General features: G+C 67.7%; 20 protein-coding genes. 9 read left to right on the forward strand and 11 right to left on the reverse strand.

The annotated features are described in order from the left end of the window. The first annotated feature begins 21 nt into the window (after positions 1-21). Positions 22-933 (forward strand): fumarylacetoacetate hydrolase family protein, encoded by a 912-nt coding sequence (locus QGN17_RS14810; protein WP_281045368.1) that lies wholly within the window; start codon positions 22-24, stop codon positions 931-933. Positions 934-985: 52 nt separating this feature from the next. Here the strand turns inward: QGN17_RS14810 and QGN17_RS14815 are convergent, their stop codons facing one another. The 8 genes from QGN17_RS14815 to QGN17_RS14850 form a co-directional block, all read right to left on the reverse strand. Further along, complete coding sequence (locus tag QGN17_RS14815; protein ID WP_281045369.1) at positions 986-1393, reverse strand: acyl-CoA thioesterase; 408 nt, start codon at positions 1391-1393, stop codon at positions 986-988. Then, complete coding sequence (locus tag QGN17_RS14820; protein WP_281045370.1) at positions 1390-1878, reverse strand: MarR family winged helix-turn-helix transcriptional regulator; 489 nt, start codon at positions 1876-1878, stop codon at positions 1390-1392. Before QGN17_RS14820 ends, QGN17_RS14815 begins: the two co-directional genes overlap by 4 nt. Before the next feature lie 25 nt (positions 1879-1903). Continuing rightward, on the reverse strand, positions 1904-4210 hold the full coding sequence (locus QGN17_RS14825) for a bifunctional salicylyl-CoA 5-hydroxylase/oxidoreductase (RefSeq protein ID WP_281045371.1): 2307 nt from the start codon (positions 4208-4210) through the stop codon (positions 1904-1906). A gap of 71 nt (positions 4211-4281) precedes the next feature. Next, entirely contained in the window at positions 4282-5424 is a 1143-nt protein-coding gene (locus QGN17_RS14830; RefSeq protein WP_281045372.1) for a pyridoxal phosphate-dependent aminotransferase, read from the reverse strand. 58 nt (positions 5425-5482) lie between these two features. After that, entirely contained in the window at positions 5483-6652 is a 1170-nt protein-coding gene (locus QGN17_RS14835; RefSeq protein WP_281045373.1) for a pyridoxal phosphate-dependent aminotransferase, read from the reverse strand. Positions 6653-6660: 8 nt separating this feature from the next. Then, positions 6661-7044 carry a hypothetical protein gene (locus QGN17_RS14840; protein ID WP_281045374.1) on the reverse strand — a complete coding sequence of 128 codons (384 nt, stop codon included), beginning with the start codon at positions 7042-7044 and terminating at the stop codon, positions 6661-6663. After that, positions 7037-8317 carry an NAD(P)/FAD-dependent oxidoreductase gene (locus QGN17_RS14845; protein ID WP_281045375.1) on the reverse strand — a complete coding sequence of 427 codons (1281 nt, stop codon included), beginning with the start codon at positions 8315-8317 and terminating at the stop codon, positions 7037-7039. The genes QGN17_RS14840 and QGN17_RS14845 overlap by 8 nt, the downstream gene beginning before the upstream one ends. 50 nt (positions 8318-8367) lie before the next feature. Beyond that, positions 8368-10614 carry a TonB-dependent receptor gene (locus tag QGN17_RS14850; RefSeq protein WP_281045376.1) on the reverse strand — a complete coding sequence of 749 codons (2247 nt, stop codon included), beginning with the start codon at positions 10612-10614 and terminating at the stop codon, positions 8368-8370. 159 nt (positions 10615-10773) lie between these two features. On the opposite strand from QGN17_RS14850, the gene QGN17_RS14855 reads away from it, so the two are divergent. The 5 genes from QGN17_RS14855 to QGN17_RS14875 are packed head-to-tail and all read left to right on the forward strand — an operon-like array spanning position 10774 to position 17601. Then, the gene (locus QGN17_RS14855) at positions 10774-12828 is read left to right on the forward strand and encodes a hydantoinase/oxoprolinase family protein (RefSeq protein ID WP_281045377.1); all 2055 of its coding nucleotides are present in this window, start codon (positions 10774-10776) and stop codon (positions 12826-12828) included. Then, entirely contained in the window at positions 12825-14468 is a 1644-nt protein-coding gene (locus QGN17_RS14860) for a hydantoinase B/oxoprolinase family protein (RefSeq protein ID WP_281045378.1), read from the forward strand. The genes QGN17_RS14855 and QGN17_RS14860 overlap by 4 nt, the downstream gene beginning before the upstream one ends. A 2-nt stretch (positions 14469-14470) precedes the next feature. After that, positions 14471-15661: an MFS transporter gene (locus QGN17_RS14865; RefSeq protein WP_281045379.1), complete on the forward strand. Its 1191-nt coding sequence runs from the start codon at positions 14471-14473 to the stop codon at positions 15659-15661. A 17-nt stretch (positions 15662-15678) separates the two neighbouring features. Continuing rightward, entirely contained in the window at positions 15679-16908 is a 1230-nt protein-coding gene (locus tag QGN17_RS14870; protein WP_281045380.1) for a metal-dependent hydrolase family protein, read from the forward strand. A gap of 24 nt (positions 16909-16932) precedes the next feature. After that, positions 16933-17601 (forward strand): GntR family transcriptional regulator, encoded by a 669-nt coding sequence (locus tag QGN17_RS14875; protein ID WP_281045381.1) that lies wholly within the window; start codon positions 16933-16935, stop codon positions 17599-17601. Positions 17602-17680: 79 nt separating this feature from the next. Here the strand turns inward: QGN17_RS14875 and QGN17_RS14880 are convergent, their stop codons facing one another. Together QGN17_RS14880 and QGN17_RS14885 are read right to left on the reverse strand one after the other, a co-directional pair. Then, on the reverse strand, positions 17681-18064 hold the full coding sequence (locus QGN17_RS14880) for a Rid family hydrolase (RefSeq protein ID WP_281045382.1): 384 nt from the start codon (positions 18062-18064) through the stop codon (positions 17681-17683). Between the two features lie 24 nt (positions 18065-18088). After that, positions 18089-18562, reverse strand: coding sequence for a MarR family winged helix-turn-helix transcriptional regulator (locus QGN17_RS14885; protein ID WP_281045383.1), 474 nt, complete (start codon positions 18560-18562; stop codon positions 18089-18091). 141 nt (positions 18563-18703) lie between these two features. On the opposite strand from QGN17_RS14885, the gene QGN17_RS14890 reads away from it, so the two are divergent. The 3 genes from QGN17_RS14890 to QGN17_RS14900 are packed head-to-tail and all read left to right on the forward strand — an operon-like array spanning position 18704 to position 23115. Further along, positions 18704-19483: a cyclase family protein gene (locus QGN17_RS14890; RefSeq protein ID WP_281045384.1), complete on the forward strand. Its 780-nt coding sequence runs from the start codon at positions 18704-18706 to the stop codon at positions 19481-19483. Between the two features lie 6 nt (positions 19484-19489). Further along, a complete protein-coding gene (locus QGN17_RS14895; protein WP_281045385.1) occupies positions 19490-21616 on the forward strand; it encodes an indolepyruvate ferredoxin oxidoreductase subunit alpha in 2127 nt (708 codons plus the stop codon). Then, positions 21616-23115: an indolepyruvate oxidoreductase subunit beta family protein gene (locus QGN17_RS14900; RefSeq protein ID WP_281045386.1), complete on the forward strand. Its 1500-nt coding sequence runs from the start codon at positions 21616-21618 to the stop codon at positions 23113-23115. Before QGN17_RS14895 ends, QGN17_RS14900 begins: the two co-directional genes overlap by 1 nt. Positions 23116-23154: 39 nt before the next feature. Here the strand turns inward: QGN17_RS14900 and QGN17_RS14905 are convergent, their stop codons facing one another. After that, positions 23155-24834, reverse strand: coding sequence for a GMC oxidoreductase (locus QGN17_RS14905; RefSeq protein WP_281045387.1), 1680 nt, complete (start codon positions 24832-24834; stop codon positions 23155-23157).

The following is a 24834-nucleotide window of genomic DNA, read 5'->3' on the forward strand; positions in this document are numbered from 1 at the left end:
TCTTTTCCTGAAAGGACCGCCATGCGTCTCGTTACCTATCGCGCCTCCGTCGAAGCGGAGGGCCGGCTCGGCGTGCTGGTCGACGATCTCGTCATCGACGTCGCCATCCTCGGCGAGCGCTACGACGTCCCCTTCCCGTCGCGGATGCTCGACTTCATCGATCTCGGCCCGGTGGCGCTCACCGAGCTGAAGGCGCTGCTGGAGGAGGCCAAGGGCCGCTGGCCGGTCGGCGGCGCGCTGCCGCTGGTCAACGTCACGCTGCTCGCGCCGATCCCGCGCCCGCGCAAGAACATCTTCGGCATCGGCCTCAACTATGTCGAGCATGTCGCCGAGAGCGCCAAGTCGCTCGACACGTCCAAGGATCTGCCCAAACAGCCGGTGATCTTCTCCAAGCCGCCGACCACGGTGGTGGCACCGGGCGACCCGGTGGTGCACCGCGCCGATATCACCCAGCAGCTCGACTGGGAGGTCGAACTGGCCTGCGTGATCGGCCGCACGGCGAAGCGCGTGGCCACCGAGGACGCGCTCAACCACGTGTTCGGTTACACCGTGTGCATCGACATGAGCGCGCGCGACAACCGCCGCGCCGGCCAGTGGATCTATTCCAAGGGGCAGGACAGCTACGCGCCGATGGGCCCGTGCATCGTCACCGCCGACGAGATCCCCGATCCGCAGACGCTCGATCTGTGGCTCACCGTCAACGGCGTCGAGAAGCAGCGTTCGAACACCAAGCACATGCTGTTCAAGGTCGATTTCCTGATTTCGGACATCAGCCAGGGCATCACGCTGGAGCCGGGCGACATCATCGCCACTGGCACGCCGGCGGGCGTCGGCGCCGGCCGCGATCCGCAGGAGTGGGTGTGGCCGGGCGACGTGATCGAGGCCGAGGTCGGCGGAATCGGCAAGCTGCGCCACCCCGTGGTGGCAGGCTGAGCCGGGCGGGGCGGCCTCACCCCCCTCTTTTGAAGGCCGCCCCGTCGAACGTTCAGGCCGCTTCGGCGGCTTCCTGCGGGCGCATGTCGATCGGCCAGGCCAGCGGACGGCCGGTCTTCAGGTCCATGCACACCAGCACCGGGCGGGCGGTGAAGCGCAGCATGTCGCCGCAGCGCACTTCGATCGCCAGCTCCACGGACGAGCGGCCGACCCGCGCCACGTCGATCCGAAAATCGAGCCGGTCACCGAGCCGGCCGGGCGTCGCGAATTCGCTCTCCAGCTTCACGGTCGGCACGCCGATCCCGCGATCGAGATGCATCGTGCGAAAATCGACGCCGACATGCTGCGCGAAGAAATCCTCGACCGCGGCGTTGAGCATCTCGAAATAGCGGGGATAGAAGACGATACCGGCGGCATCGACATGCGCGAACCGCACCTCCTGCTGCGAAACGAAGGTCATTCAGGCTCCTCTTCGTCGGCCGCGATCGACGCCTTGAGCGTCGCCAGCAGCCGGTACAATGCAGTCTTGTCGTCGCGCGGCATGCCGGCGAACATCCGCTTGATCCACGCGTGGTGGGCGTCGGCCAGCTCGGCGAAATGCGCGCGGCCCCGATCGGTCAGCGCGACAATCGAGGAGCGCTTGTCCTCGGGCGCGGGCCGGCTGACCGCGAAGCCATCGGATTCCAGCTGTCGCACGAGCGCCGTCACGTTGCCGTTGGAGACGAGCAGCGTGCGCGACAATTCCCCCATCGTCACGCCGTGCGGATGGCGTTCCAGCGTCGCCATCACGTCGAAGCGCGGCAGCGTGGTGTCATATTGCGCGACGAAGCGCCGCCGCAGCCGCTTCTCGATGATCGTCGAGCAGCTGAGCAGGCGCAGCCACACGCGGACGTCGGTGCGGGCGGCCAACGCCCCGTCATGCTTTTCCCGTAGTCGTCCGCTCATTGTCGCTCCCCCAGACCGAACCGTCTCATGACGCTTCCGCCTGACGTTGCAAGGTCCGCGCGAGCTGGGACTGGCCGAGTGCATAGGCCCTGGGCACCGCGAGATCGCGATAGCCGGCCTGCGCCGCCGCCCGCATCGTCCACGCCGGGTCCGCCAGATGGGGCCGGCCCAGCGCGACCAGATCGGCGCGGCCGGCGGCGAGGATCGAGTTGACGTGATCCGGCTCGAAGATGTTGCCCACCGCCATGGTCGCGCAGCCGCCCTCGTTGCGGATGCGATCGGAGAAGGGCGTCTGGAACATGCGGCCATAGACCGGCTTGGCGGTGGCCGAGGTCTCGCCCGCCGACACGTCGATCAGGTCCGCGCCGGCATCGCGCAGCGCGGCGGCGATCCGCACGGCCTCGGCCGGGGTGACGCCAGCCTCGCCCGCCCAGTCGTTCGCCGAGATACGCACCGCGATCGGGCGCGCCTCGCCCCACGCCTCGCGCACCGCGCGCACCACCTCGACGGGCAGGCGCAGCCGGTTCTCCAGGCTGCCGCCATATTCGTCGGTGCGATGGTTCATCAGCGGCGTCAGGAAGCTCGACAGCAGTAAGCCGTGGCCCGCCTGGATCTCGATCATGTCGAAGCCGGCATCGGCGGCGCGGGTGGCGGCGAGCGCGAAATCGCGGACCACGCGGCGCATGTCGGCGCGGTTCATCTCGACCGGCACCTGGCTGTCGGGCTTGTAGCGCTCGGCCGAGGCGGAGATCAGCGGCCATCCGCCGTCCGCCAGCGGCACGTCCGGCTGGACGAAGCCGGGCTTCGTCGCACCGCGCGCGCCTGCATGCCCGAGCTGTACGCAGAGCTTCGCGGCGCTGTTGGCGTGGACGAAATCGGCGACCCGCCGCCACGCCGCGACCTGCGCGTCGTCATAGAGGCCGGGGCAATGGGGCGTGATCCGGCCATCGGCGGACACCGCCGTCATCTCGGTGACGACCAGCCCTGCCCCGCCCATCGCGCGCGCGCCGTAGTGGACGAGGTGGAAGTCGCTCGGGCACCCGTCCGGCCCCGCCGCATAGGTGAGCACCGGCGACACCACGACGCGGTTGGCGAGTTGCAAACCCCGCAGCGCATAAGGCGCGAACATCGGCGGGGCGGGCGGCGCGTCGTCGTTGCGTCCGGCCCGCGCGCCGAACCAGCGCTCGATCCCCGCCAGCCAGCGCGGATCGCGCAGGCGGAGATTCTCGTGGCTGACGCGCTGCGAGCGGGTGAGCAGCGAGTAAGCGAACTGTTCGGGCGCGAATCCTATATAGCGATGCAGCGTCTCGAACCATTCGGTCGAGTTGCGCGCCGAATTCTGGATCTTGAGCACCTCGACATGGCGCTCGTTCTGATATTCGGCGAGCGCCGCGCGCATCCCCGCCTTGTCGCTGGCGACGCCGGGGCGGCTCATCACCTCGGCCAGCTTGATCGCATCTTCCAGCGCCAGCTTGGTGCCCGATCCGATCGAGAAATGCGCCGTGTGCGCGGCATCGCCCAGCAGCACGACATTGTCGAACGACCAGGTTTCGCACAGCACGCGGCGGAAATTGATCCACGCCGCCGACCCACGCAGGTGGCCGGCATTGGTCAGCAGCGGCTCGCCATGCAGGTGACGCGCGAAGATACGCTCGCACGCGGCGATGGCGTCGGCCTGCTCCATCGTGTCGAAGCCGAGGCCCTGCCACGTCGCTTCCGAACATTCGACGATGAACGTTGATCGCGTCTCGTCGAAACGGTAAGCGTGCGCCCAGATCCAGCCATGCCCGGTCTCTTCGAACAGGAAGCCGAAGGCGTCGAACAGGCGCGGCGTGCCGAGCCAGATGAATTTGTTGGCGCGCGTCTGGATGTCGACGCCGAAGCGATCCTCATGCGCGGTGCGGATGCGGCTGTTGATCCCGTCCGCCGCGACGATCAGGTCGTAGTCGGCATAGGCCGAAAGATCGGAATCGAACTCGGTCTCGAACTCCAGCCGCACGCCGAGCGCGCGCGCCCGATCCTGCAGGATCTGCAGCAGGCGCTTGCGGCCGATGCCGATGAAGCCGTGCCCCCCCGATCGCTCGACATGATCGCCGACGACCACCTCGATATCGTCCCAATGCGCGAACTCGGCCTCGATCGTCGCGGCGCTGGCGGGATCGTTGGCGCGCAGGTTGGCGAGCGTCTGGTCGGAGAAGACGACGCCCCAGCCGAACGTGTCCCCGGCCTTGTTCCGCTCGATCACGACGACGTCGTGCGACGGATCGCGCAGCTTCATCGAAATCGCGAAATACAGCCCCGCCGGGCCACCACCGAGACATGCGACACGCATCTGCGGAACCTCCGATTTATTTTATGTCTAAAGTATATCGGGGCAGTGCGCAATATGCGGCGCGGCGCCCCTCAGCGCAGCGCGGCGAGCAGTCTGTCGGCGGCGGTGCGGATCGCGGCGGGATCGCGCGCGAAGCAGAGGCGGATATGGCCCCGCCCGACATCGCCGAAGGCCTCGCCGGGCGCGATGCCCACGCCATGCTCGATCGCGCGCCAGGCGAGTGCCTCGCCGTCGGCGAGGCCATCGACGCGGGGGAAGAGGTAGAAGGTCGCCTCGGTCTCGGGGACCAGGATGCGCGGATCCTTCGCCAGCACCGCCACGGCGGCGGCGCGCGCCGCCTCCAGCCGCTCCGCCTGCATCGCCACGAAGGCATCCCCCTCCGGCCCGAGCGCGGCGATGCCGCCCCGCTGGACGAAGCCCGGCGCGCAGGAAGTGTTGAACTCGATCAGCCGCTCCAGCGCCGCCACAAAGGCGCGCGGCGCCACCACCCAGCCGAGCCGCCACCCGGTCATCGCCCAGGTCTTCGAGAAGCTGTTGACGACGATCACCCGCCCCGCATCGTCGAAATGCGACAGGAAGGAGCGCGTGTCGGCACCGGGCCGCAGGATGCGGGCATAGACCTCGTCGGCGATCAGCCAGACGCCGCGCCGGCCCAGCTCGTCCACCAGTCGCGCCATATCGGCGGCCGGCATCCGCCAGCCGGTCGGGTTGTGGGGGCTGTTGAGGATCACCGCACGGGTGCGCGGCCCGAGCGCCCCGACGATCGCATCGAGATCGAGCACGAAGCGCGCGCCGTCGAGCCGCAGCGGCACCTCGCGCACGACGGCACCCAGCACGCGCGGCACGGCGATCAGGTTCGGCCATGTCGGCGTCACCACCACCACTTCATCGCCCGGATCGACAATCGCAGAGAGCACCAGCAGAATCGCGTTGAGGCCGGACGAGGTGACGGCGATCTGGTCGACCGAGAGGTCCGCGCCGTGGATCCGCGCCAGGTAGCCGGTCAGCGCGTCACGGAGCGGCGCGATGCCCAGATTGGGGCCGTAGAAGGTATCGCCCGCGCTGAGGCTGGCGTTCGCGGCTTCCACCACCGCCCGCGGCGTTGGCAGGTCGCTCTCGCCAAACCAAAGCGGGATGACGTCCTCCCGCCCCATCGCGGCATTGGCGATGGTACGGATCAGCGAGCCGGGCAGTTCGGTGGCGAGAGGGCGCAAGGATCTTCCATGAAGCAAGCGGGTCGGGCGGCCGGGCGAGGCGAGCCGCCCGTTCGGATTACAGGCCGTTGAAGAAGCTCTGCATCCTGTCAAGCGCGAGGTCGATCCGCTCGATCGTCTCCGATCCGAAACAGACCCGCAGGTGTCCCTCACCCTTCGCGCCGTAGAAGCTGCCCGCCTCGACGACGACATGCGCCTCGTTCAGCAGCCGCTCGGCCAGCGCCTGCGATCCGATGTCGGTGCCGGTGATGTCCGGAAAGGCGTAGATCGTACCCTGCGGCGAGGGGCAGCGCACGCCCGGCATCTGGTTCATCCGCCGCACGACGAGATCGCGCTTGGCCTTGTCGTCCGCCACCATCTCGCTGACCGGCGCTTCCGGCCCGGTGACGGCGGCAAGCCCGCCATATTGGATGAAGGCGTTGACGTGGGTGACGGCGCTGGTCGAGATCTTGACGAGGCCCGGCATCAGGCTGGCGTCGGCAACGGCATAGCCCAGCCGCCAGCCGTCCATCGCATAAGCCTTGGTGAAGGCGAACAGCGAGACGGTCCTCTCCTTCATCCCCGGCAGCGATGCGATGCTGACATGATCGGCCTCGCCGAAGGTGATATATTCGTACACCTCGTCCGACACGACGACGAGATCGTGGCGGATCGCGACGTCGGCCAGCGCCGCCAGTTCCTCGCGTGTGTAGACGCGGCCGGTGGGGTTGGCCGGGTTCACCATCACGATCATGCGGGTGCGCGGTGTGACGGCGGCTTCCACCCAGTCCGCGCGGATCGCGAAATCATTGTCCGCATCGAGCGGCACGGTGACGATCTTGCCGCCCGCCATTTCGATCTTGCCGACATGCTGCGGGTAGTAAGGATCGAGCAGGATCACTTCGTCGCCCGGATCGATCAGCGCCATGAACGCCGCATAAGACCCTTGCGTCAGCCCGTTGGTGACGAGGATCTCGTTCGGCGCCGCCTCGATATGGTTGAAGGCGCGCAGCTTGATCGCGATCGCGTCACGAAAGGCGCGCTCGCCCATCATGTCGCTGTAATGAACGTGGCCCCCCTCCAGCGCGGCGACGGTCGCCGCCTTGATGTGGGCAGGCGTGTCGTGGATCGGGCGACCGAACTCCAGATGGACGAGATCGACGCCGGCGGCATCGAGCGCCAGCGCCTGCTCGTACATGCCGTAGCTCTTCTTGGACGTCGCGGTGACGCGGGCGGCAAGCCTGACCATGGCGCGCCTCAGACCGAGAGCGAGACGACGCGCAGCAGCGCCATCCGCCCGTCCTCGACGATCGCATAGGCCATCGCCTCTTCGGCCGCCTGCTTGCCGTCGGCGATGACGTGGGTGCGGCAGTGGACGAAGGCGCGCTCTTTGGTCGCGAAGCCCTCCTCCACCGGCAGCACCATCGCCACCTCCTCGCAGCGCGCGGCGATCGCGGCATAATGGGTCGCCATCGCCTCCCAGCCGGTCGCGCGCAGATTGCCGTTGACGATCAGGCGGCCATCTTCGGTGAAGAAGCGCGCAAAGCCTTCCGGGGTCAGCTCGGCGGGGTCGCGCATCGCTCCGTTCCACCAGGTGAAGAAGGCGACGATGGGATGTTCGCTCATAATGTCCTCAGTCATGGCGCCGGGCGTCGAGCCAGTCGAGCAGCGGCGCGATATGGGGGTAGAAATTGCTGAGCCGGGATTGCAGCCCGGCGCTCGCACGGCTGGCTCCACCCAGCGTCGGCAGCGGCAGCGGCGCACCGGTGAGCAGATGGTCGGCCAGCGCCTCGCCCACCACGCTGGACAGCGCGATGCCCCGCGCGTTGCAGGCGGACGCCGAGATGATGCCGCCGTTCACCACCATCGAGGCGGGGTAACGCGGCGCGGAGAGCGAGCTGTCGCCCCACCACATATGCTGGATGCGGGGCACGTCCGGCAGGCCGAGCATCGCCTTCAGCCGGCGCGCCATGATCGCGGCGCTCCGCTTGGGCGAGGTGGCGAACGCATCGAGCGCGCCCGTCACGATCCGGCCCTCGCTGTCGACCCGATAGGTGAACAGGTTGCGGCGCGTGTCGGACAGGCACTCGCCATTCCGGAAGAGATGCGCGGTCCATTCGGCGGGCAGCGGCTCGGTTGCGCATTGCCAGACGCGCAGCGGCACGATCGTCGCCGTCATCGACGGTGCGAGCGCGGACGAAAGCCCGTTGGTGCATACCAGCACCCGGTCGGCGACGAGCGAACCCCGCTCCGTCACCAGCCGGTAGGATCCCGGCTGCGCTTCGATGCCGAGGACGCGGGACCGTTCGTAGAGCCGCGCGCCACGCGCGGCGGCGGCGTCCATCATCCCGCGGCAATAGCGCAGGGGATGCAGCGTGCCGCCGCTGGCAGCGAACCACGAGCCGACATAACCCTGCGCCGAGGTACGCTCGGCGGTCTGCCGGGCATCGAGCATCTCGCCGGGGAAGCCGAGCCGCTCCCACTGGATGACGATGTCCCTCACCCGCTCCATGGCGCCGACAGCGTGCGCGGGATGATACCAGCCGCCCTGCCGCGCGTCGCAGTCGATGCCGTAGGCGCGGATACGGTCGAACACCGCCTGCGCCGATCGGCCGACCATCGGCAGCAGCGTATCGGCGATGTCGCCGATCCGTTCTCGCACCTCGTCGGGCGAGCCGACGCTCAAGTGCGGAACGACGAAGCCGCCGGGCCGCGACGAGGCCCCCTCGCCGACCTCGCCCGCTTCCAGCACGGCGACGTCCGCGCCGGCTTCGGCAAGGGCAAGCGCGGCCGACGTGCCCATGATGCCGGCGCCGACGATGGCGATGTCAGCCTTCGTTTGCCGGCTGAGAGCGGGCGCGACGGCGCGCTCGCCAGCCGTCGCCCACCAGAGATTGTTCGATCGATCGTGCATGGATCACCGGAGATCCGGCCGCCGCCCGAGCGACGGCCGGAAGGATGGCATCAGTAGCGGAAGGTGACCTGCACGCCGTAGGTGGCGGGATCGCCCAGATAGTTGGACGACGGGAAGGCTCCGCCCCAATTATCGTAGGACTGGGAGATGTAGAGCTTGTTCAGGATGTTCTTACCGAACACCGCCACTTCCCACTTGTCGTTGCGATCGTGGACGCCGATCCGGCCGTTGAGCAGCCAGTAGCCGGCCTGCGAATTCTGCCCGCGCTCGGCCAGCGAGAAGTAGGTCTTGCTGCGGTAAGAGGCGTCGCCGAGGATGTAGACGCCGACATGATCGTTGCCGATCGGCGTCTCCCAGCGGGCCTGGCCGTCGAGCGTGAGCTTGGGGGCGTTGGCCAGCTGGTTGCCGGTGAAGTCGTCCGAACCGGGCTGGGTGTTGAACTTCGTGATCTTGCTGCTCAGCCAGTTGCCGGTCACGCGCAGCGACAGGTTGCGGGTCGGCTTGTAATCGGCCTCGGCCTCGAAGCCGTAGGTGCGCGCGTCGCCGGCATTGGCCAGCGTGATGACGCTGACGCCGTTCTCGATGATCGTCACGCTCGCCTGAAAATTATGCCACTTGTTGTAGTAGCCGGCGGCGTTGAGGGTCAGCTTGCCGTCGAGCCAGGTGGTCTTCACGCCCGCTTCGTAGGCGTCGACCGTCTCGCCGCGGAACGGCGTCGTCTCGTCGGGGTTGAAGGCGATCGCCGCCTTGAAGCCGCCCGCCTTGTAGCCCCGGCTGTAGCTCGCATAAACCATGGCGTCGTCGGTCAGCTTGTAGTCGAGACCGACCTTGCCCGACAGATTGCTCTGGTTGACGTGGTTCTGCACGAAGCCGGCGGTCGGCGGCAGGCTGGAATCGCCGAACGGGTTCAGGTCGACCGCATCATACGTGTAGCGCTTCTCGTCGCGGGTGAAGCGCAGGCCGCCGGTGAGCTTGAGCTTCGGCGTGATCGCATAGCCCGCCTGGCCGAACGCGGCGTAGGAATTGGTCGTCTGCACGTAGGAGGTGTCGACGCGGGTGTGGAACGGGAAATCGTCCAGCGCCTGCAGCGTGTCGCCGCCGATCCGATCCCACGAATAATAGAGACCGCCGACCCAGGTGAACGGGCCGGAGCCGTTCGACGCGAGGCGGAGTTCCTGCGTGAAGGACTGGATCTTGTCGCTGAACAGCCCGTCCAGCTCGACATAGGGCGATCCGTCGGAATCGTCCGGCGAGGAGCGGTTGTAGTAATTATATGCGGAGATGGCGGTCAGCTTGGCCGCGCCGAGATCGTAACCGATGTTGAGGTTCACGCCGGCGCCGTGCGCCACCGACCAGGTGCCGTAGATCGAGCCGTCCGATACGTGGCGCTGGTTCGGATCGGTGTCGTGATAGCCGAGCAGATCGACGCAGGTGTTGGGATCGCGATAGCCGGCGAGGCCCGCCGCGCAGAAGGCGCCCGAGCCGTCGGCGGCGTAATAGCCGACATGCTGGCGCTGCTGCGGCTGGCTCTTGTCGTAGAGGTAGGTGCCTTCCAGCGAGACGGTCAGCCGGCTGGTCGGCGTCCACAGCGCCTGTGCGCGCAGCGAGACGTCGTGCACCTTGCCGATGGTCTGGCCGGTCAGGTCGTTATACTGCCAGCCGCCGCTCTGCTGCACCGTCTTGCCGGAGAAGCGCACCGCCAGCGTGTCCGTCACGCCGCCGCCGAACGCCCCTTCCAGCTCCTTGCGGCCGAACCGCGCCCAGGTGCCGGTGACGTAGCCGCTCGTCTGCTGCGACGGCTTCACGCTGATGAAGTTGATCGCGCCGGCGGTGGTGTTGCGCCCGTAGAGCGTGCCCTGCGGCCCCTTCAGCACCTCGATGCGCTGGAGATCGAACAACTGGCCGGACATCATCGGCGTGAACGGCTGGATCACGTCGTCGACATAGATGCCGACTTCCGGGTTGTTGTTCGAGAAGGTGTCGTTGAGGCTCAGGCCGCGGATCGAGAAGACCGGGTTCTGATCCCCGCGCGATCCGGTAACGAACACGCCCGGCGAGATGTTGGCAACATCGGCCGCCGTCGTCACGCGCAGTTCCTGAAGCTGCTTTCCGGTGAAGGCGTTGATCGAGATCGGCACGTTCTGCAGCTTTTCCGAACGGCGCTGCGCCGTGACCACGATCTCGTTGTCGGATGCCTGCGCGGCGGCGGCCGACGTCGCGTCCTGCGCCTGCACGGCCCCGGCGCCCAGCGCCGCCATCGACACACCGGCCATCGCGGCCGCCCACACCATCTTCATGTCGTTCTCCCCGGATAGGCAGAGACGCCGCATCGGATGGGGCGTCCTTGCCCTCTTTGATACACGGAATTTTTTTGGATCCAATATTCAATATCCATCTTGTGCAATTTTTTTTGCGCGGTAACCCAGAGAGGACTTTCAGCGACTCTCGGAGATGAAATGGGTAGCGTCCGGGCGCATGTCGGCATCGACGTGGGCGGCACATTCACCGATCTGGCCATGTTCGACGGCGAGACGAAGCGGTTCTCGACGGTCAAGGTGCCGTCCTCCCCGCCCCTCTTCTGGCCGTCAGTGATCGACGCGCTGGACAAGGCGGGGATCGGTTCGGGCACGGCGGCAACCGTGCTGCACGGCACCACGGTCCACCTCAATGCATTCCTGGAGCGCAAGGGCGCGAAGATGGCGCTGGTCGCTACAAAGGGCTTCCGCGACGTCTACGAGATGCGGCGCGGCAACCGCCCGCAGCCTTACGACATGCATTTCCGCTACCCCGCCCCGCTGGTGGCGCGCCGCGACATCTTCGAGGTGGACGAGCGCACGCTGGCGGACGGATCGATCGAGACGGCGCCGAACGCGGCCGAACTCGACGCCCTCGCCGCGACGATCGAGGCCGGCGGCTACGAGGCGGTCGCGATCTGCCTGCTGCACAGCTACCGCAACCCCGCGAACGAGGCGGCGGTGGCCGCGGCGCTGCGCGCGAAGCTGCCGAACGTGCTGATCGGCCCGAGCCACGAGGTCTGCCGCGAATGGCGCGAATATGAGCGGACGAGCACGGCAGTGATCAACGGCTACACCTCGCCGATCCTGAGCCGCTACCTCGCCGATCTGCTGGAGGCGCTACGCGCCAAGGCGGAGACCAGGCTGTTCCTGCTCCAGTCCAACGGCGGCCTGATGCGCGCCGACGATGCGGGCGACAAGGGCATCCTTTCGCTGCTCTCCGGCCCGGTCGGCGGCAATGTCGCGGGATGTGCGCTGTCCGCGGTCGCCGGCATGCCCAACCTGATCTGCATCGATATGGGGGGCACCAGCTTCGAGGCCAGCCTCGTCATCGACGGCGAATCGGCGGTGCGCAACGAGCGTGAGGTCGGCGGCTTCCCGATCCTCGCCCCGATGGTGGACATCCACACGATCGGCGCCGGCGGCGGCAGCCTCGCCTGGAACGACACCGGTGCGCTCCGCGTCGGCCCGCAGAGCGCCGGCGCGCGGCCCGGCCCGGCCTGCTACGGCCACGGCGGCACCCAGCCGACCGTCACCGACGCCAATATCGCGCTCGGGCGGCTGGAAGACGGCGTGGCGTTCGGCGACCTGAAGCTGGACGCCACCCTCGCCCGCAACGCCATCGCCGGCTTCGCCAAGGATTTCGGCCTTTCGGGCGATGCGATGGCGCAGGGCATCCTCGACGTCATCAACGAGCAGATGGCCAACGCCATCCGCACCATCACTGTGCGCCGCGGCATCGATCCGCGCGATTTCGCGCTGGTCGCCTATGGCGGCGCCGGCCCGATGCACGCCGCCGACATCGCGCGGCTGCTCAACATCGAGACGGTGGTAGTGCCCCGCGCGGCGGGCGCCTTCTCGGCCTGGGGCATGCTCCAGTCCGATCTGGTGCACGATCGCGCCGAGACCCTGCTCCAGCCGGTCGATGCGCTCGACTGGGCCGATCTCGACGCGCGCTTCTCGGCGCTGGAGGCGGATCTCGGCGATCAGCTCGTCCGCGAGGGCACGGCGGCGGATCGCGTATCGTTCCTGCGCACGCTCGACATCCGCTATGCCGGGCAGGAGCATGCGATCGGCGTAATCGTCGAGAAGGCGGCCTTCGCCGATCCGGCGGCCGCCGCTGCAAAGCTCCGCGCCGATTTCGATGCCGCCTATCTCGCCACCTTCGGCCACAGCAATCCGGACGAGGTGCTGGAAACCGCGACGCTGCGCCTGCGCGCGACCGGCGGCACCGGCCTCGACGCCGCGACCCTGATCGGTGCCGAGGATGCGGTGGCGGAAGCGGCCACGCCGGAGCGGCTCGGCACCGTGATGTTCGACGGTGTGTCGTGCGAGACCCGCTTCGTCAGCCGCGCCGCGATGGCCAAGGGCGACAGCATCTCCGGCCCGTGCGTGGTCGGCGAATCGACCTGCACCACCATCGTTCCGCCGGATTTCACCGCCAGCATCGACGAACTCGGCAACCTCATCCTCACCTGGAAGGGCGCGCAAGCGTGAGCATCAATCCCGATCCGATCACCAGCGAGGTGGTCCGCAACGCGTACAACGCGATCGCCGACGACATGAGCGCGATGATCGCGCGATCGGCCTACTCGCCGATCCTTTACGAGGCGCATGACTACGGCATCGCTTTGTTCGACCGGCAGGCGCGGCTGCTCGGCCAATATGCCGGCCTGCCGCTCTTCACCGGCGGCCTCGACGCGGGCCTTCGCGCGACGATCGAGCGCTATGGGCTCGACGGCATGCGGCCGGGCGATGTGTTCACCGTCAACGACAGCTACATCACCGGCGGCCACCTCAACGACGTCGACACGATCGGCGTGATCGCCGACGAGGAAGAGGTGCTGGGCTTCATCGCGGTGCGCGCCCACTGGGCCGACATCGGCACCGCCGAGCCGGGCTTCCCGGTCAACAGCCGCAACATCTTCCAGGAAGGCGTGCGCTGGGGGCCGACGCGGATCATGGAAGGCGGCGAGTGGGTGCGCGACGTGATCGACCTGCTCTGCCTCAACAGCCGCGTGCCCAAGACGCTGATGGGCGACCTCAAGGCGCAGATCGCCGCGATCCGGCTCGGTGCCGAGCGCATGAAGTGGCTCAAGGGCCGCTTCGGGCAGGACATGCTGGAAGCCTGCGCGACGCAGATCTTCTCGGCCACCGAGGCCAAGTTCCGCGGCTTCATCCGCTCCATCCCCGACGGCATCTACACCGCCGAGGGCACGTCCGATAATGACGGCGTTACCGACGAACCGGTCGTCTCCAAGGTGACGGTGACGATCGCGGGCGACCACATGACGGTCGATACGCATGGTTCGGCGGCGCAGCGGCCGGGCAACCTCAACACCGGCTATGCCAACACCGTCTCGGCGGTGCGCCTCGCGCTCGCTCTGCTGATGCCGGAGCGCGAGCCCGACATCAACGACGGCAGCTTCCGCGCGATGGACGTGATCGCCGAATCCGGCTCCATCTACGCCGCCGAGGCCCCCGCCCCCTGTATGCGCCCGCACCCGGTGATGCTGCTGATCGACCTGATCATCAAGGCATTGTCCGACGTGCTGCCCGAGCATGTCGCGGCGGGCCTTCCGGGTGACAGCTGGAACATCTTCCTGATCGGCAAGGATCCGAAGACCGGCCAGGGCTTCACCAGCGGCGAGGCGCTGGACGGCGGCTGGGGCGCCTCCGCCCGAGGAGATGGCCCGAGCGCGATCATCCACAGCGCGGCGGGCGATTTCCGCAACATGCCGGTCGAGACGCTGGAATATCGCACCCCCGTCATCATCCGCCGGCTGGAACTCGGCAAGGACAGCGGCGGCGATGGCGAATATCGCGGCGGCCAGAACGTCGTGAAGGAATATGAGGCGCTCGCCGACATGGGTGTGACGCTCCACTTCGATCGATCCACGACGCCCGAATGGGGCCTGTTCGGCGGCCAGGACGGCGCTGCCCCGAAGGTGACCGTCTACAACGCCGACAAGCCGGAGGGCTTCGTCATCAACAAGGTCGAGCAGTTGCAGCTCCGCCCCGGCGACCGCTTCGTCGCCGAGACCGGCGGCGGTGGCGGTTATGGCGATCCGGCGAAGCGCACGGCCGAAGCCCGCGCCGCCGACATCGCCGACGGCATCTCCAGCGTGGCCGCCTGATCGTGGCGCCGGGAGGGTCCCCCGCCGCCACGCCGGGCGAGCGCAACTTCACCGTCCTGCAATGGACGGCCCTGCTGTTCGTCGTCTGCTGCGGCTTCTCCTCCCAGATGGTGATGCCGCTCTGGGTCGGCGCGGTGATCCAGGATCTGCATCTGAGCGAGGCGGCCGCCGGTCGCATCGGATCGATGGAGTTCCTGGCGGTCGCCATCGTCTCGGTGCTTGTCGCTCTGCGTATCCAGTCCTTCCCCACCCGGCCGACCGTGCTGGTCGGCGTGATCCTGCTCGTCGCCGGTAACGTCGCCTCGGCCTTCGCGCACAGCGAGCTGATGCTCACCGCCGCGCGGATGCTGTGCGGGCTGGGCAAGGGGCTGGTGGTGGCGATCGTGTTCAGCCTCGCGGCGGGATCGGCTCGGCCGACACGCGCCTTCGCGGTGCTGAACGTCGTCTACGCGCTGTTCTCCACCTTCTTCTACCTTGTCGTGCCCTATGCGATCACATGGGACGGTGCCGGTGGTGCCTTCCTGTCGATGGGCGGGGTCGCGGTGGTCGGCGCGCTGTTCATGCCCTTCTTCCCCGCCGATCGCCTGTCCGCCAGCGAGATTAGCGGGCTTAAGCTGCGCGATCTGCCGGCGTTCGGCTTCTTCGCCTTCGCGGCTTTGATCATCCTGTGGTCGGGCCACAACATGGTCTTCACCTTCATCGAACGGATCGGCGTGCGCGACGGCATGGACGTGAAGGCGATCGGCGCGGTCCTCTCGCTCTCCGCCTTCCTCACCATCGCCGGGCCAGGCCTCGCCCGCGCGATCGACACGCGCTTCGGCTATGGCGTGCCGATGCTGGTAGCGATCACCCTCAAGATCGCGGCGATGCTGGTGGTCGGCTACGTCGCCACCGCCACGGCCTTTTCGACCGCGGTGCCGGCCTTCATGCTGCTGTCGCTGTTCATCACGCCTTATGTGATGGGCATCCTCTCGCTGGCCGATCCCGCCGGGCGGCTGGCCGCGGCCTCCTCCGCGGCGATGACGGCAGGATCGTCGCTCGGCGCGTGGCTGGGTGGCATGGCGATCCAGGCGGCCGGCCCCGTCGGCCTCGGCTGGGGTGCCGTCATCCACTTCGTCATCTTCACTGTCATCGTCTTCGCGATCGCGCCGATCGCCAACCGTCACGGCCGCGCCAAGGCCGCGCTCGCCTGATGCCTTCCGGAGTTCCCATGATCCTCTTCACCAACGCCACCCTGATCGACGGCATCGCCGACACCGCGCGGCCCGACATGCACGTCCTCGTCGAGGGCAACGTGATCCGCGAGGTGTCCGACACGCCGATCACGGCCGTGGGCGCGCGGATGATAGATCTCAAGGGCCGCACGCTGATGCCTGGCCTGATCGACGCGCACGTCCACGTCTATTCGATCCACCTCAACGCCGCGCGCGAGCATGGCATGCCGCACACGTTGATGATGGCGCATGCCAGCCACCGCGTCCGCGCGATGCTGATGCGCGGCTTCACCACCATCCGCGACGTGGCGGGTGGCGACTGGGGCATGAAGACCGCGATCGAGAGCGGGCTGGTCGAGGGGCCGCGCCTGTTCGTCTCGGGCCGCGCGCTGAGCCAGACGGGCGGCCACGGCGATCACCGCCACCGCACCGACGACACCCTGCCCTGCGCCTGCACCTCCGTTCACGACATCATGAGCCAGCTCGCCGACGGGCCAGACAAGGTGCGCGTCGCCGTCCGCAACGAGCTGCGCAAGGGTGCCGACCATATCAAGATCATGGTCTCCGGCGGCGTCGGCAGCCCACACGACGCGCTCGACAACACGCAATATTCGCTGGAGGAGATCCGCATCGCGGTCGACGAGGCGGCCGCCAAGGGCACCTATGTCGCCGCCCACAGCTACACCGCGAAGAGCACCCGCCGCGCCGTCGAGTGCGGCGTCCGCACCATCGAGCACGGCAATTTCGTCGATCGCGAGACCGCGCTCTTCATGGCCGAGAAGCGCGCGTTCATGGTGCCGACGCTCATCTGCTACCGCGAATCCGCCGACAATGCCGACGAATACGGCCTGCGCCCCGAAGTGAAGCGCAAGCTCGCCGAGGTGAACGAGGCCGGGCTGCAGATGCTGGAGATCTGCCGCGACGCCGGCGTGACCATGGGTTTCGGTACCGATCTGATGGGCGAGATGATCGCCGCGCAGACCAAGGAGTTCGAGCTGCGCGCCGATGCGCTGAAGCCGATGGACATCCTGAAATCGGCCACCGCCGTGAATGCCGAGATCCTGAACCAGTCCGGAAAGCTCGGCTGCGTGGCCCCCGGCGCCTTCGCCGACCTGATCGTCGTCGACGGCGATCCGAGCGTCGATATCGGCCTGTTGAACGAGGGCCGGAATGCCATATTGGCGATCATGAAGGATGGTCGCTTCCACAAGGAGGCGCTAAATTAAACCACGGACAGGACGGGATTCTCAGTGGCGACGACGGCAAATGACGGCAAGCTGGCCAGAAGCACGACATCGGTCGACGTCGCCCGCGTCCTGAAGCAGCGGATCCTCGCCGGTCATTATGCCGAGGATCAGTTCATCCGGCAGGAACTGATCGCGCAGGAGCTGGGCGTCAGCCGCATCCCCGTGCGCGAGGCGCTCGCCCAGCTGGAGGCCGAGGGGCTGGTGATCCGCGAGAAATATCGCGGCGCCGTCGTCCCCAAGCTGTCGGTGAAGGAGATCGAGGAGATCTACGCGCTGCGGCTGATGATCGAGCCGTATCTGCTGCGCGCCGCCATCGCCAACATCACACCCGCGCAGATCGAGCATCTGCAAAATGTCGTCTCGCAATCGCGCAAGACGCAGGACATGGCCGAATGGGCCGGCCTCAACCTCGATTTCCACCGGACCTTGTACGAGGCGGCCGACCAGCCCCTGTCGCTCCAGCTGCTCGACAATCTGCTGATGCGCGCCGATCGATATCTCAAGATGCAGCGCTTCCTGTCCAACCAGACGCAGGAGGAGAGCGATGCCGAGCACCAGCGCATCCTCGATCTCATCGTCGCGGGCGATGCCGATGGCGCGGTCGCGGCGCTCTGCGAGCATATCCGCTGGAACGCCACCGACGTCACCAAGATGATCGGCTTCGGGCAGTAAGCGTCTTTTGGAAATGCGCGGAAGGGCGCATTTCGAGGCCGCACCGGCCATCCGCCGAAAGGCGGATTATCAAAAACCCTTAGCCCGGCCGTCGGGCCGTAACCTCGATCTCCACCTTCGCGCCCGGCGCCGGGATGCCGACGATCAGCGTGGTGTTGGTCGGCGGGCAATCGCCGAAGCGCGCCTTGAGCGCGGCGGCGACCGGCATCAGCACGTCGGCCGAGACGATGAACACGCGGCTGCGCGTCACGTCCGCGAAGCCCGCGCCGAAATGCGCCAGCGCGCGCTCGATCGTGGCGAAGATGTTGGCGAGCTGGTCCTCCACCGCGTCGGGCATTGCGCCGGTCTGCGGATCGCCGCCGACGGTGCCGGAGACGTGGATGTAGAGATCGTCCGCGACGGCGCGCGAATAGGCCGCGATCTCCTCGAAGCGGGTGCCGGACGAATAGCGTTCAAGCGACATGGATACTCCGTTCATCGTAGGGCCTCAGGACGGATCGAAACCGTCGAGGTTGAGGTGCAGTTGGTCGAGCAGCCCGATCAGGCGATCGAAATCGCGCGCCGAAAGCCCGCGCGTGATCGCCGCGTAGACCGGCGAGGTCGCGGCCCGCGCCTCCGCCAGCTTGTCCTCGCCGAGCGGCGAGAGCGTCACCATCGTCACGCGCGCATCCTCGCGGCTCGGTTCGCACGCGACGAGGCCGGCGGCGGCCATGCGCTGCACGATCCGCGTCATCGTCGAGAGCGGGATGACGGCGGCATCGGCGATGTCCCGCACGCCGCGCGGGCTCGCTTCGCCCAGGATCATCAGCACCCGCCAGTTGGGGATATCCAGCCCGATCGCGCGCAGCCGCGGCTCGATGATGCCGTTGTAGCGGCCGACCAGCCGGTTGAGCAGGTAGAAGGGATATTTCTCCACCCGGAACGCCGGCGTTCCGGGATCGCCATATATGCGGTTGTCCAAGCCCTGCTCTCCTGTCGATGCAGGCTTATCCGCGCGATCCTGATCGGGCAACCATCGAAGATTTTGGCGCAAAATTGATTGCATATGCACGTTTTTTAGCGCAGCTTTCGATTCGCACAACAACAAAGAGGGTCGGTGCATATGTCGCTCGCCACGCTCACCCAGTTCGCCCAGGCCGTATCCAGCGGCGCGATCCGCACCGTGGACCTGACCCAGACGCTTTCGGAAGATACGCCGCTGCTCGTCCTGCCCGAACCGTTCGGCCAGACGGCGGCGTTCAGGCGCGAGGAAATCTCCCGCTACGACGATCGCGGCGTCGCCTGGTACTGGAACAACTTCACAGTCGGCGAGCATACCGGCACGCATTTCGATGCGCCAATCCACTGGGTGACGGGCAAGGATCTGGCCGACAACACGGTCGATGCGATCAGACCGAGCGACTTCATCGCGCCCGCCGTGGTAATAGACTGTTCGGCGCAATGCGCCGAGGATGCGGACTTCCAGCTCACCCGCGCCGTGATCGAAGCGTGGGAGGCGGAACATGGGCCGATCCCGCCCAAGAGCTGGGTGATGTTCCGCACCGACTGGTCGAAGCGCTCCGGCGACGCCTACACCAACCGCCGCGCAGACGGCGCCCACACCCCCGGTCCCGATCCCGAGGCGTGCCGCTTCCTGATCGAGGAGCGCGACGCCCACGGCTTCGGCGTCGAGACGATCGGCACCGATGCGGGGCAGGCGCATTTGATGGACCCGCCCTACCCCGCGCATACCCTGTTCCACGGCGCCGGCCGCTACGGCCTGCAATGCCTGGAAAATCTCGACCAACTGCCGCCGACCGGCGCGGTGATCGTCTCCGCCCCGCTCAAGATCGAGGGCGGATCGGGCAGCCCGCTGCGCGTGCTCGCGCTCGTCGCGGAGTAATCGGGCATGGCGGAGCGGAGCTTCAAGAAGGAGGTGGAGAAGCTCCGCCTCGGCGCCGGCGAGAGTTTCGAGGGCGAAGGCATCCTCGCCGTGACCAAGGCGCTGCTGCAGGCCGGCGTCGCCTATGTCGGCGGCTATCAGGGATCGCCGATCAGCCACCTGATGGATGTCTTCGCCGATGCCGATCCGCTGCTGCGCGAACTCGGCGTCCATTTCGAATCCAACGCCAGCGAGGCGGCGGCGGGCGCGATGCTCGCCGCATCGGTCAACTACCCCCTGCGCGGCGCGGTCGCGTGGAAATCGGTGGTCGGCACCAACGTCGCGTCCGACGCGCTCTCCAACCTCGCCTCGGGCGGCGTCACCGGCGGCGCGCTGATCATCATCGGCGAGGATTATGGCGAAGGCTCCTCGATCATGCAGGAGCGCACGCATGCGTTTGCAATGAAGAGCCAGATGTGGCTGCTCGATCCGCGCCCCAACCTGACCACCATCGTCGATATGGTCGAGACCGGGTTCGAGCTGTCCGAAGCGTCCAATACCCCGGTGATGATCGAGATGCGGGTGAGGAGCTGCCACATGACCGGCAGCTTCGTTGCCAAGGACAATAAACGCCCGGCGATGACGGTCGGTCAGGCTGCCGCCAATCCGCGCCGCGACGTCGAGCGCATCGTGCTGCCACCGGCCATCTTCCAGCACGAGATCGAGAAGATCCGCGATCGCTGGCCGGCCGCGCAGAAGTTCATCGCCGAGCGGCGGATCAACGAATGGTTTGGCCCGGAGAAGGACGAGATCGGCATCATCGTCCAGGGCGGCCTCTACAACACACTCAACCGCGCGCTGGAGCTGGCCGGCCTGTCCGACGCCTATGGCGGCGCGCAGGTGCCCATCTACTGCCTCAACGCCGTCTATCCGCTGATCCCGGAAGAGGTGAGCGCCTTCTGCGCGGGCAAGAAGGCGGTGCTGGTGCTGGAAGAGGGCCAACCCGAATTCATCGAGCACGAACTCAACACGCTGGTGCGCAAGGCCGATCTGCAGACGCGGATCGTCGGCAAGGACATCATGCCGCGCGCCGGCGAATATTCAGGGCAGGTGATCCGCGACGGCGTGATCGCCTTCCTGCAGGCCCACGCCCCCGATCGCGCGCCCGCGACGCTTCCCCTCGCCCCGGCCGATCCGGACCTGGCGAAGACGGTGCCGGGCCGCCCGGCAGGCTTCTGCACCGGCTGCCCCGAGCGGCCGATCTTCTCGGCGATGAAGCTGGTCCAGCGCGAGCTGGGCGAACTGCACGTCTCGGCCGACATCGGCTGCCACCTCTTCTCGATCCTGCCGCCCTTCCACATCGGCAACACGACGATGGGCTACGGCCTCGGCACGGCAGCGGCCTCCGCCTTCAAGCCGGAAGGCAAGCGCGCCGTCGCGATGATGGGCGACGGCGGCTTCTGGCATAACGGCCTCACCTCCGGCCTCGGCAACGCGGTGTTCAACCAGGACGAGACCGTCACCATCGTTGTCGACAACGGTTATTCGGCGGCCACCGGAGGCCAGGACATCCTCTCCTCCCGCGCGAACAACGACACCCGCGCGACGAACCACCCGATCGAGCAGGCGGCACGCGGCATCGGCGTGAAGTGGGCGAAGACACTCACCCGGACTTACGATGTCGCCCGCATGCGCGACACACTGAAGGAGGCGCTGACCAGCCCCGAAAAAGGCCCGAAGCTGATCGTCGCGCAATCCGAATGCATGCTCAACAAGCAGCGTCGGGTGAAGCCGCTGCTCGCCAAGGCGGCGAAGGAGGGCAAGCGGGTGGTGCGCGAGCGCTTCGGCGTCGATCCCGATACCTGCACCGGCGATCACGCCTGCATCCGCCTGTCGGGCTGTCCGTCGCTCAGCGTGAAGCCGAACCCCGATCCGCTGCGCCAGCATCCCGTCACGCATATCGACAACAGCTGCGTCGGCTGCGGCAATTGCGGCGAGGTGGCGCATGCCGCCGTGCTCTGCCCGTCCTTCTACAAGGCCAGCATCGTCACCAACCCGACGCGCTGGGATCGCACCAGGGCGCGCGTGCGCGGCGCGGTGATCGGCTGGCTCCAACAACGGCAGGCCCGCAGCCTCGCCGCAAGGGCATTCTGATGGACTTCGTGCTTCCCACCGATCGCGACCGCATCACCATCGCCATCCTCGCGCTCGGTGGCGAGGGCGGCGGCGTGCTGGCCGAATGGATCCAGGAACTGGCGCGCTCCAACGGCTATGTCGCACAGGGCACCTCCGTCCCCGGCGTCGCCCAGCGCACCGGATCGACCGTCTATTATATCGAACTGATCCGCGCCGGCGCGGGCGGGGCCAACCGGCCCGATCCGGTGCTGGCGATGATGCCCGTGCCCGGCGACGTCGATATCGTCATCGCGTCGGAACTGATGGAGGCGGGCCGCGCCATCCTGCGCGGTTTCGTCAGCGAGGACCGCACCACGCTGATCGGATCGACCCACCGCGTCTATGCGATCTCCGAAAAGTCCGCGATGGGCGACGGCACCGGCGCGGGCCAGCGCATCCTCGATGCCGCCGGGCGACGGGCGCAGCGCTTCATCGGCTTCGACATGGCCGCCGCCGCCGGCAAGGCGGGAAGCGTCATCAGTTCCGTGATGTTCGGCGCGCTGGCCGGGAGCGACGCCCTGCCCTTCCCCCGCGAGACGTTCGAGGGCACGATCCGCCACAGCGGCAAGGCTGTCGAGGCCAACCTCAAGGGCTTCGGGCTGGGCTTCACCCGCGCGCAGGAGGGCGACCCCGCCGCGGCCGAGGCGGCCGGCCCCGCCGAGCCGACCACAGAGGCCGGCCGCGCGCTCAAGGCGCGGGTCGAGGCGCTGCTGCCCGAGGCCGCGCACACGCTGGCGATCGAGGGCGTCCGCCGCCTGATGGACTATCAGGACAGGGCCTATGCCGAATTCTATCTGAACCGGCTCGCTCGCCTCACCGAGCTGGACGATGGCGCCGACGACTGGCGCCTCACCCGCGAGGGCGCGCGCCATCTGGCCTTGTGGATGGCCTATGAGGATACGATCCGCGTCGCCGATCTGAAGGTGCGCGCCACCCGCAGCACGCGCGTCGAGGCCGAGGTCCGCCTGGCGCCCGACCAGGTGATGACCGTCACCGAATATATGCACCCGCGCCTGCAGGAAGTCGCCGAGACGCTGCCCGCCGCGATCGGATCGCTGATCCTCGGCAGCGGCACGTTGCGCCGTTGGCTGGAGCCGCGCTTCGCGAAGGGCCGCCACGTGGAGACGACCAGCCTGCGCTGGTTCCTGATGCTGCGCCTGCTCGCCTCGCTGCGCGGCATGCGCCGCTCGACGCTGCGCTATGCACAGGAACAGGAGCGTATCGACGACTGGCTGACTCTCGCGCACGAGGCCGCGCGCAGCGATTGCGAGGCGGCGGCCGAGATCCTCGCCTGCCAGCAGCTCATCAAGGGCTATTCGGATACGTTCGAGCGCGGCCTGGACAATTTCGCGACGGTGATGGCCGAGGCGCGCAAGGCGATCGGTGCGCCGGGCGCGGCCGCCCGTATCGCCGCACTGCGCGCCGCTGCGATCGCCGACGATCAGGGCAAGGCACTGGCCTGCGCGGTGGCGGGCTGAGAGGCGCAGGGGCCGGCGCCCGCCGGCCCGCTCAGGGCGTCAGAGCGCGCCCGCCTGCATCTGCTCGACCGCGAAGGCGGCGGCGCGCGCGGTCATCGCCATGTAGGTGAGCGACGGGTTCTGGCACGCGGTCGATGCCATCGCGGCGCCGTCGGTGACGAAGACGTTGTCCACGCCGTGAATCTGGTTGCGCCCGTTGAGGATCGAGGTCGCGGGGTCACGCCCCATGCGCGCGCCGCCCATCTCGTGAACCGCCGATCCGCCAGGGCCTGGCTCGGCCGAGGTGGACAGGATCTTCGCGCCGACCAGGCCGACCATCGCCTGCGCCTCCGCCTGCGCGCGGGCCAGCAAGGCGCGTTCGTTGGCGCCGTAGCGGAAGTCGATCCGCATCTGCGGCAATCCGTTCGCCTCGACCGCGTTGGGCGCGAGGGTGATGCGATTTTCCGCATTCGGCAGCGTTTCGGCAAAGGCGCCGAGGAACAGGATCCACGGCCCCGGCGCGTGGAGCTGATCCTTGTAGTCGGCACCGACGCCGGCGATGTTGAAGCCCTTTGGCCAGCCACGCCGGTAGGTCACGGCCTGATAGGAATAACCGCGCAGCACGTCGCGCTCGGCATTGGCGAGGTTGACGAAACGCGGAATGATGAACGGCGCCGGCCGGTTGCCGAAATAGATATGCTCGTCGAACCCCGGAATCTCCGCGATCACCGATGCGGTCAGCGCGTGATCCATGAAATAGCGGCCGAGCACGTCGTTGGTGTTGCCAAGGCCATGCGGAAAGGCCTCGCTCGCCGAGCGCAGCAGCACGCCGACGCTGTTGATCGTACCCGCGCACGAGAAGATCACGCGCGCCGTCACCCGGCTGCGCTCCTCACTTTGGGTATCGATGATCTCGACGCCGGTCGCGCGGCCCGTCGCGGGGTCGTGCAGGATGCGATCGACCACCGCGTCGGTGCGCAGCGTCAGCCGCCCTGTCGCCTGCGCGGCCGGCAGCGTCGAGCTCTGGGTGCTGAAATAGGCGCCGTAGGAGCAGCCGCGCGCGCAGATGCTGCGATACTGGCACTTGGCTCGGCCCGGCTTCGGCTCGGTGAGGTTCGACGTGCGCCCGATCGTGACGCGGCGATCGGGCCAGCGCGCCTCGACCCGCGCCTTGATTTCCAGTTCCAGCGGGTTGAGCGCCATCGGCGGCTGATAGACACCGTCCGGAAGCTGCGGCAGCCCATCGCGCGATCCGGATACGCCGATGAAATCCTCGACATGATCGTACCAGGGCGAAAGATCGGCGTAGCGGATCGGCCAGTCGACGCCATGCCCGTCGGCGGCGTTGGCCCCGAAATCGAGGTCGCTCATCCGGTAGCATTGCCGGCCCCACAGCAGCGACTTGCCACCGAGCTGATAGCCACGCCGCCACGAAAAGGGATCGGTTTCGCTCGTCTGGTAGGGATGCTGCGCGTCGGACACGAAGTGCCGATAGGTCCACTCGTCGAAGCCCATGCCCTGGCTCTGCACGGCATAATCGCGCTCGAACAGCCTGGGATCGCCGAAGCCGCGATAGGGCAGATCCCACGGCGCCGTGGTCTCCGTGACGTAGCCGCTGCCATGCTCGATCATCGGCCCGCGCTCGATCATCATCACCTTGAGACCGCGCTCGGTGAGCTCCTTGGCGGCCCAGCCGCCCGAAATTCCCGATCCGATCACGATCGCGTCGAAATCCGTCAT

It is taken from the genome of Sphingomonas oryzagri, from assembly GCF_029906645.1.
In the GTDB taxonomy this organism is placed as follows: domain Bacteria; phylum Pseudomonadota; class Alphaproteobacteria; order Sphingomonadales; family Sphingomonadaceae; genus Solisphingomonas; species Solisphingomonas oryzagri.

Coding starts and splice junctions, on each gene's coding strand:
- QGN17_RS14810 (WP_281045368.1), top strand. CDS start 22: ATGCGTCTCGTTACCTATCGCGCCTCCGTCGAAGCGGAGGGCCGGCTC.
- QGN17_RS14845 (WP_281045375.1), bottom strand. CDS start 8,317: ATGCACGATCGATCGAACAATCTCTGGTGGGCGACGGCTGGCGAGCGC.
- QGN17_RS14870 (WP_281045380.1), top strand. CDS start 15,679: ATGATCCTCTTCACCAACGCCACCCTGATCGACGGCATCGCCGACACC.
- QGN17_RS14905 (WP_281045387.1), bottom strand. CDS start 24,834: ATGACGGATTTCGACGCGATCGTGATCGGATCGGGAATTTCGGGCGGC.
- QGN17_RS14815 (WP_281045369.1), bottom strand. CDS start 1,393: ATGACCTTCGTTTCGCAGCAGGAGGTGCGGTTCGCGCATGTCGATGCC.
- QGN17_RS14895 (WP_281045385.1), top strand. CDS start 19,490: ATGGCGGAGCGGAGCTTCAAGAAGGAGGTGGAGAAGCTCCGCCTCGGC.
- QGN17_RS14880 (WP_281045382.1), bottom strand. CDS start 18,064: ATGTCGCTTGAACGCTATTCGTCCGGCACCCGCTTCGAGGAGATCGCG.
- QGN17_RS14840 (WP_281045374.1), bottom strand. CDS start 7,044: ATGACTGAGGACATTATGAGCGAACATCCCATCGTCGCCTTCTTCACC.
- QGN17_RS14890 (WP_281045384.1), top strand. CDS start 18,704: ATGTCGCTCGCCACGCTCACCCAGTTCGCCCAGGCCGTATCCAGCGGC.
- QGN17_RS14850 (WP_281045376.1), bottom strand. CDS start 10,614: ATGAAGATGGTGTGGGCGGCCGCGATGGCCGGTGTGTCGATGGCGGCG.
- QGN17_RS14820 (WP_281045370.1), bottom strand. CDS start 1,878: ATGAGCGGACGACTACGGGAAAAGCATGACGGGGCGTTGGCCGCCCGC.
- QGN17_RS14835 (WP_281045373.1), bottom strand. CDS start 6,652: ATGGTCAGGCTTGCCGCCCGCGTCACCGCGACGTCCAAGAAGAGCTAC.
- QGN17_RS14855 (WP_281045377.1), top strand. CDS start 10,774: ATGGGTAGCGTCCGGGCGCATGTCGGCATCGACGTGGGCGGCACATTC.
- QGN17_RS14825 (WP_281045371.1), bottom strand. CDS start 4,210: ATGCGTGTCGCATGTCTCGGTGGTGGCCCGGCGGGGCTGTATTTCGCG.
- QGN17_RS14900 (WP_281045386.1), top strand. CDS start 21,616: ATGGACTTCGTGCTTCCCACCGATCGCGACCGCATCACCATCGCCATC.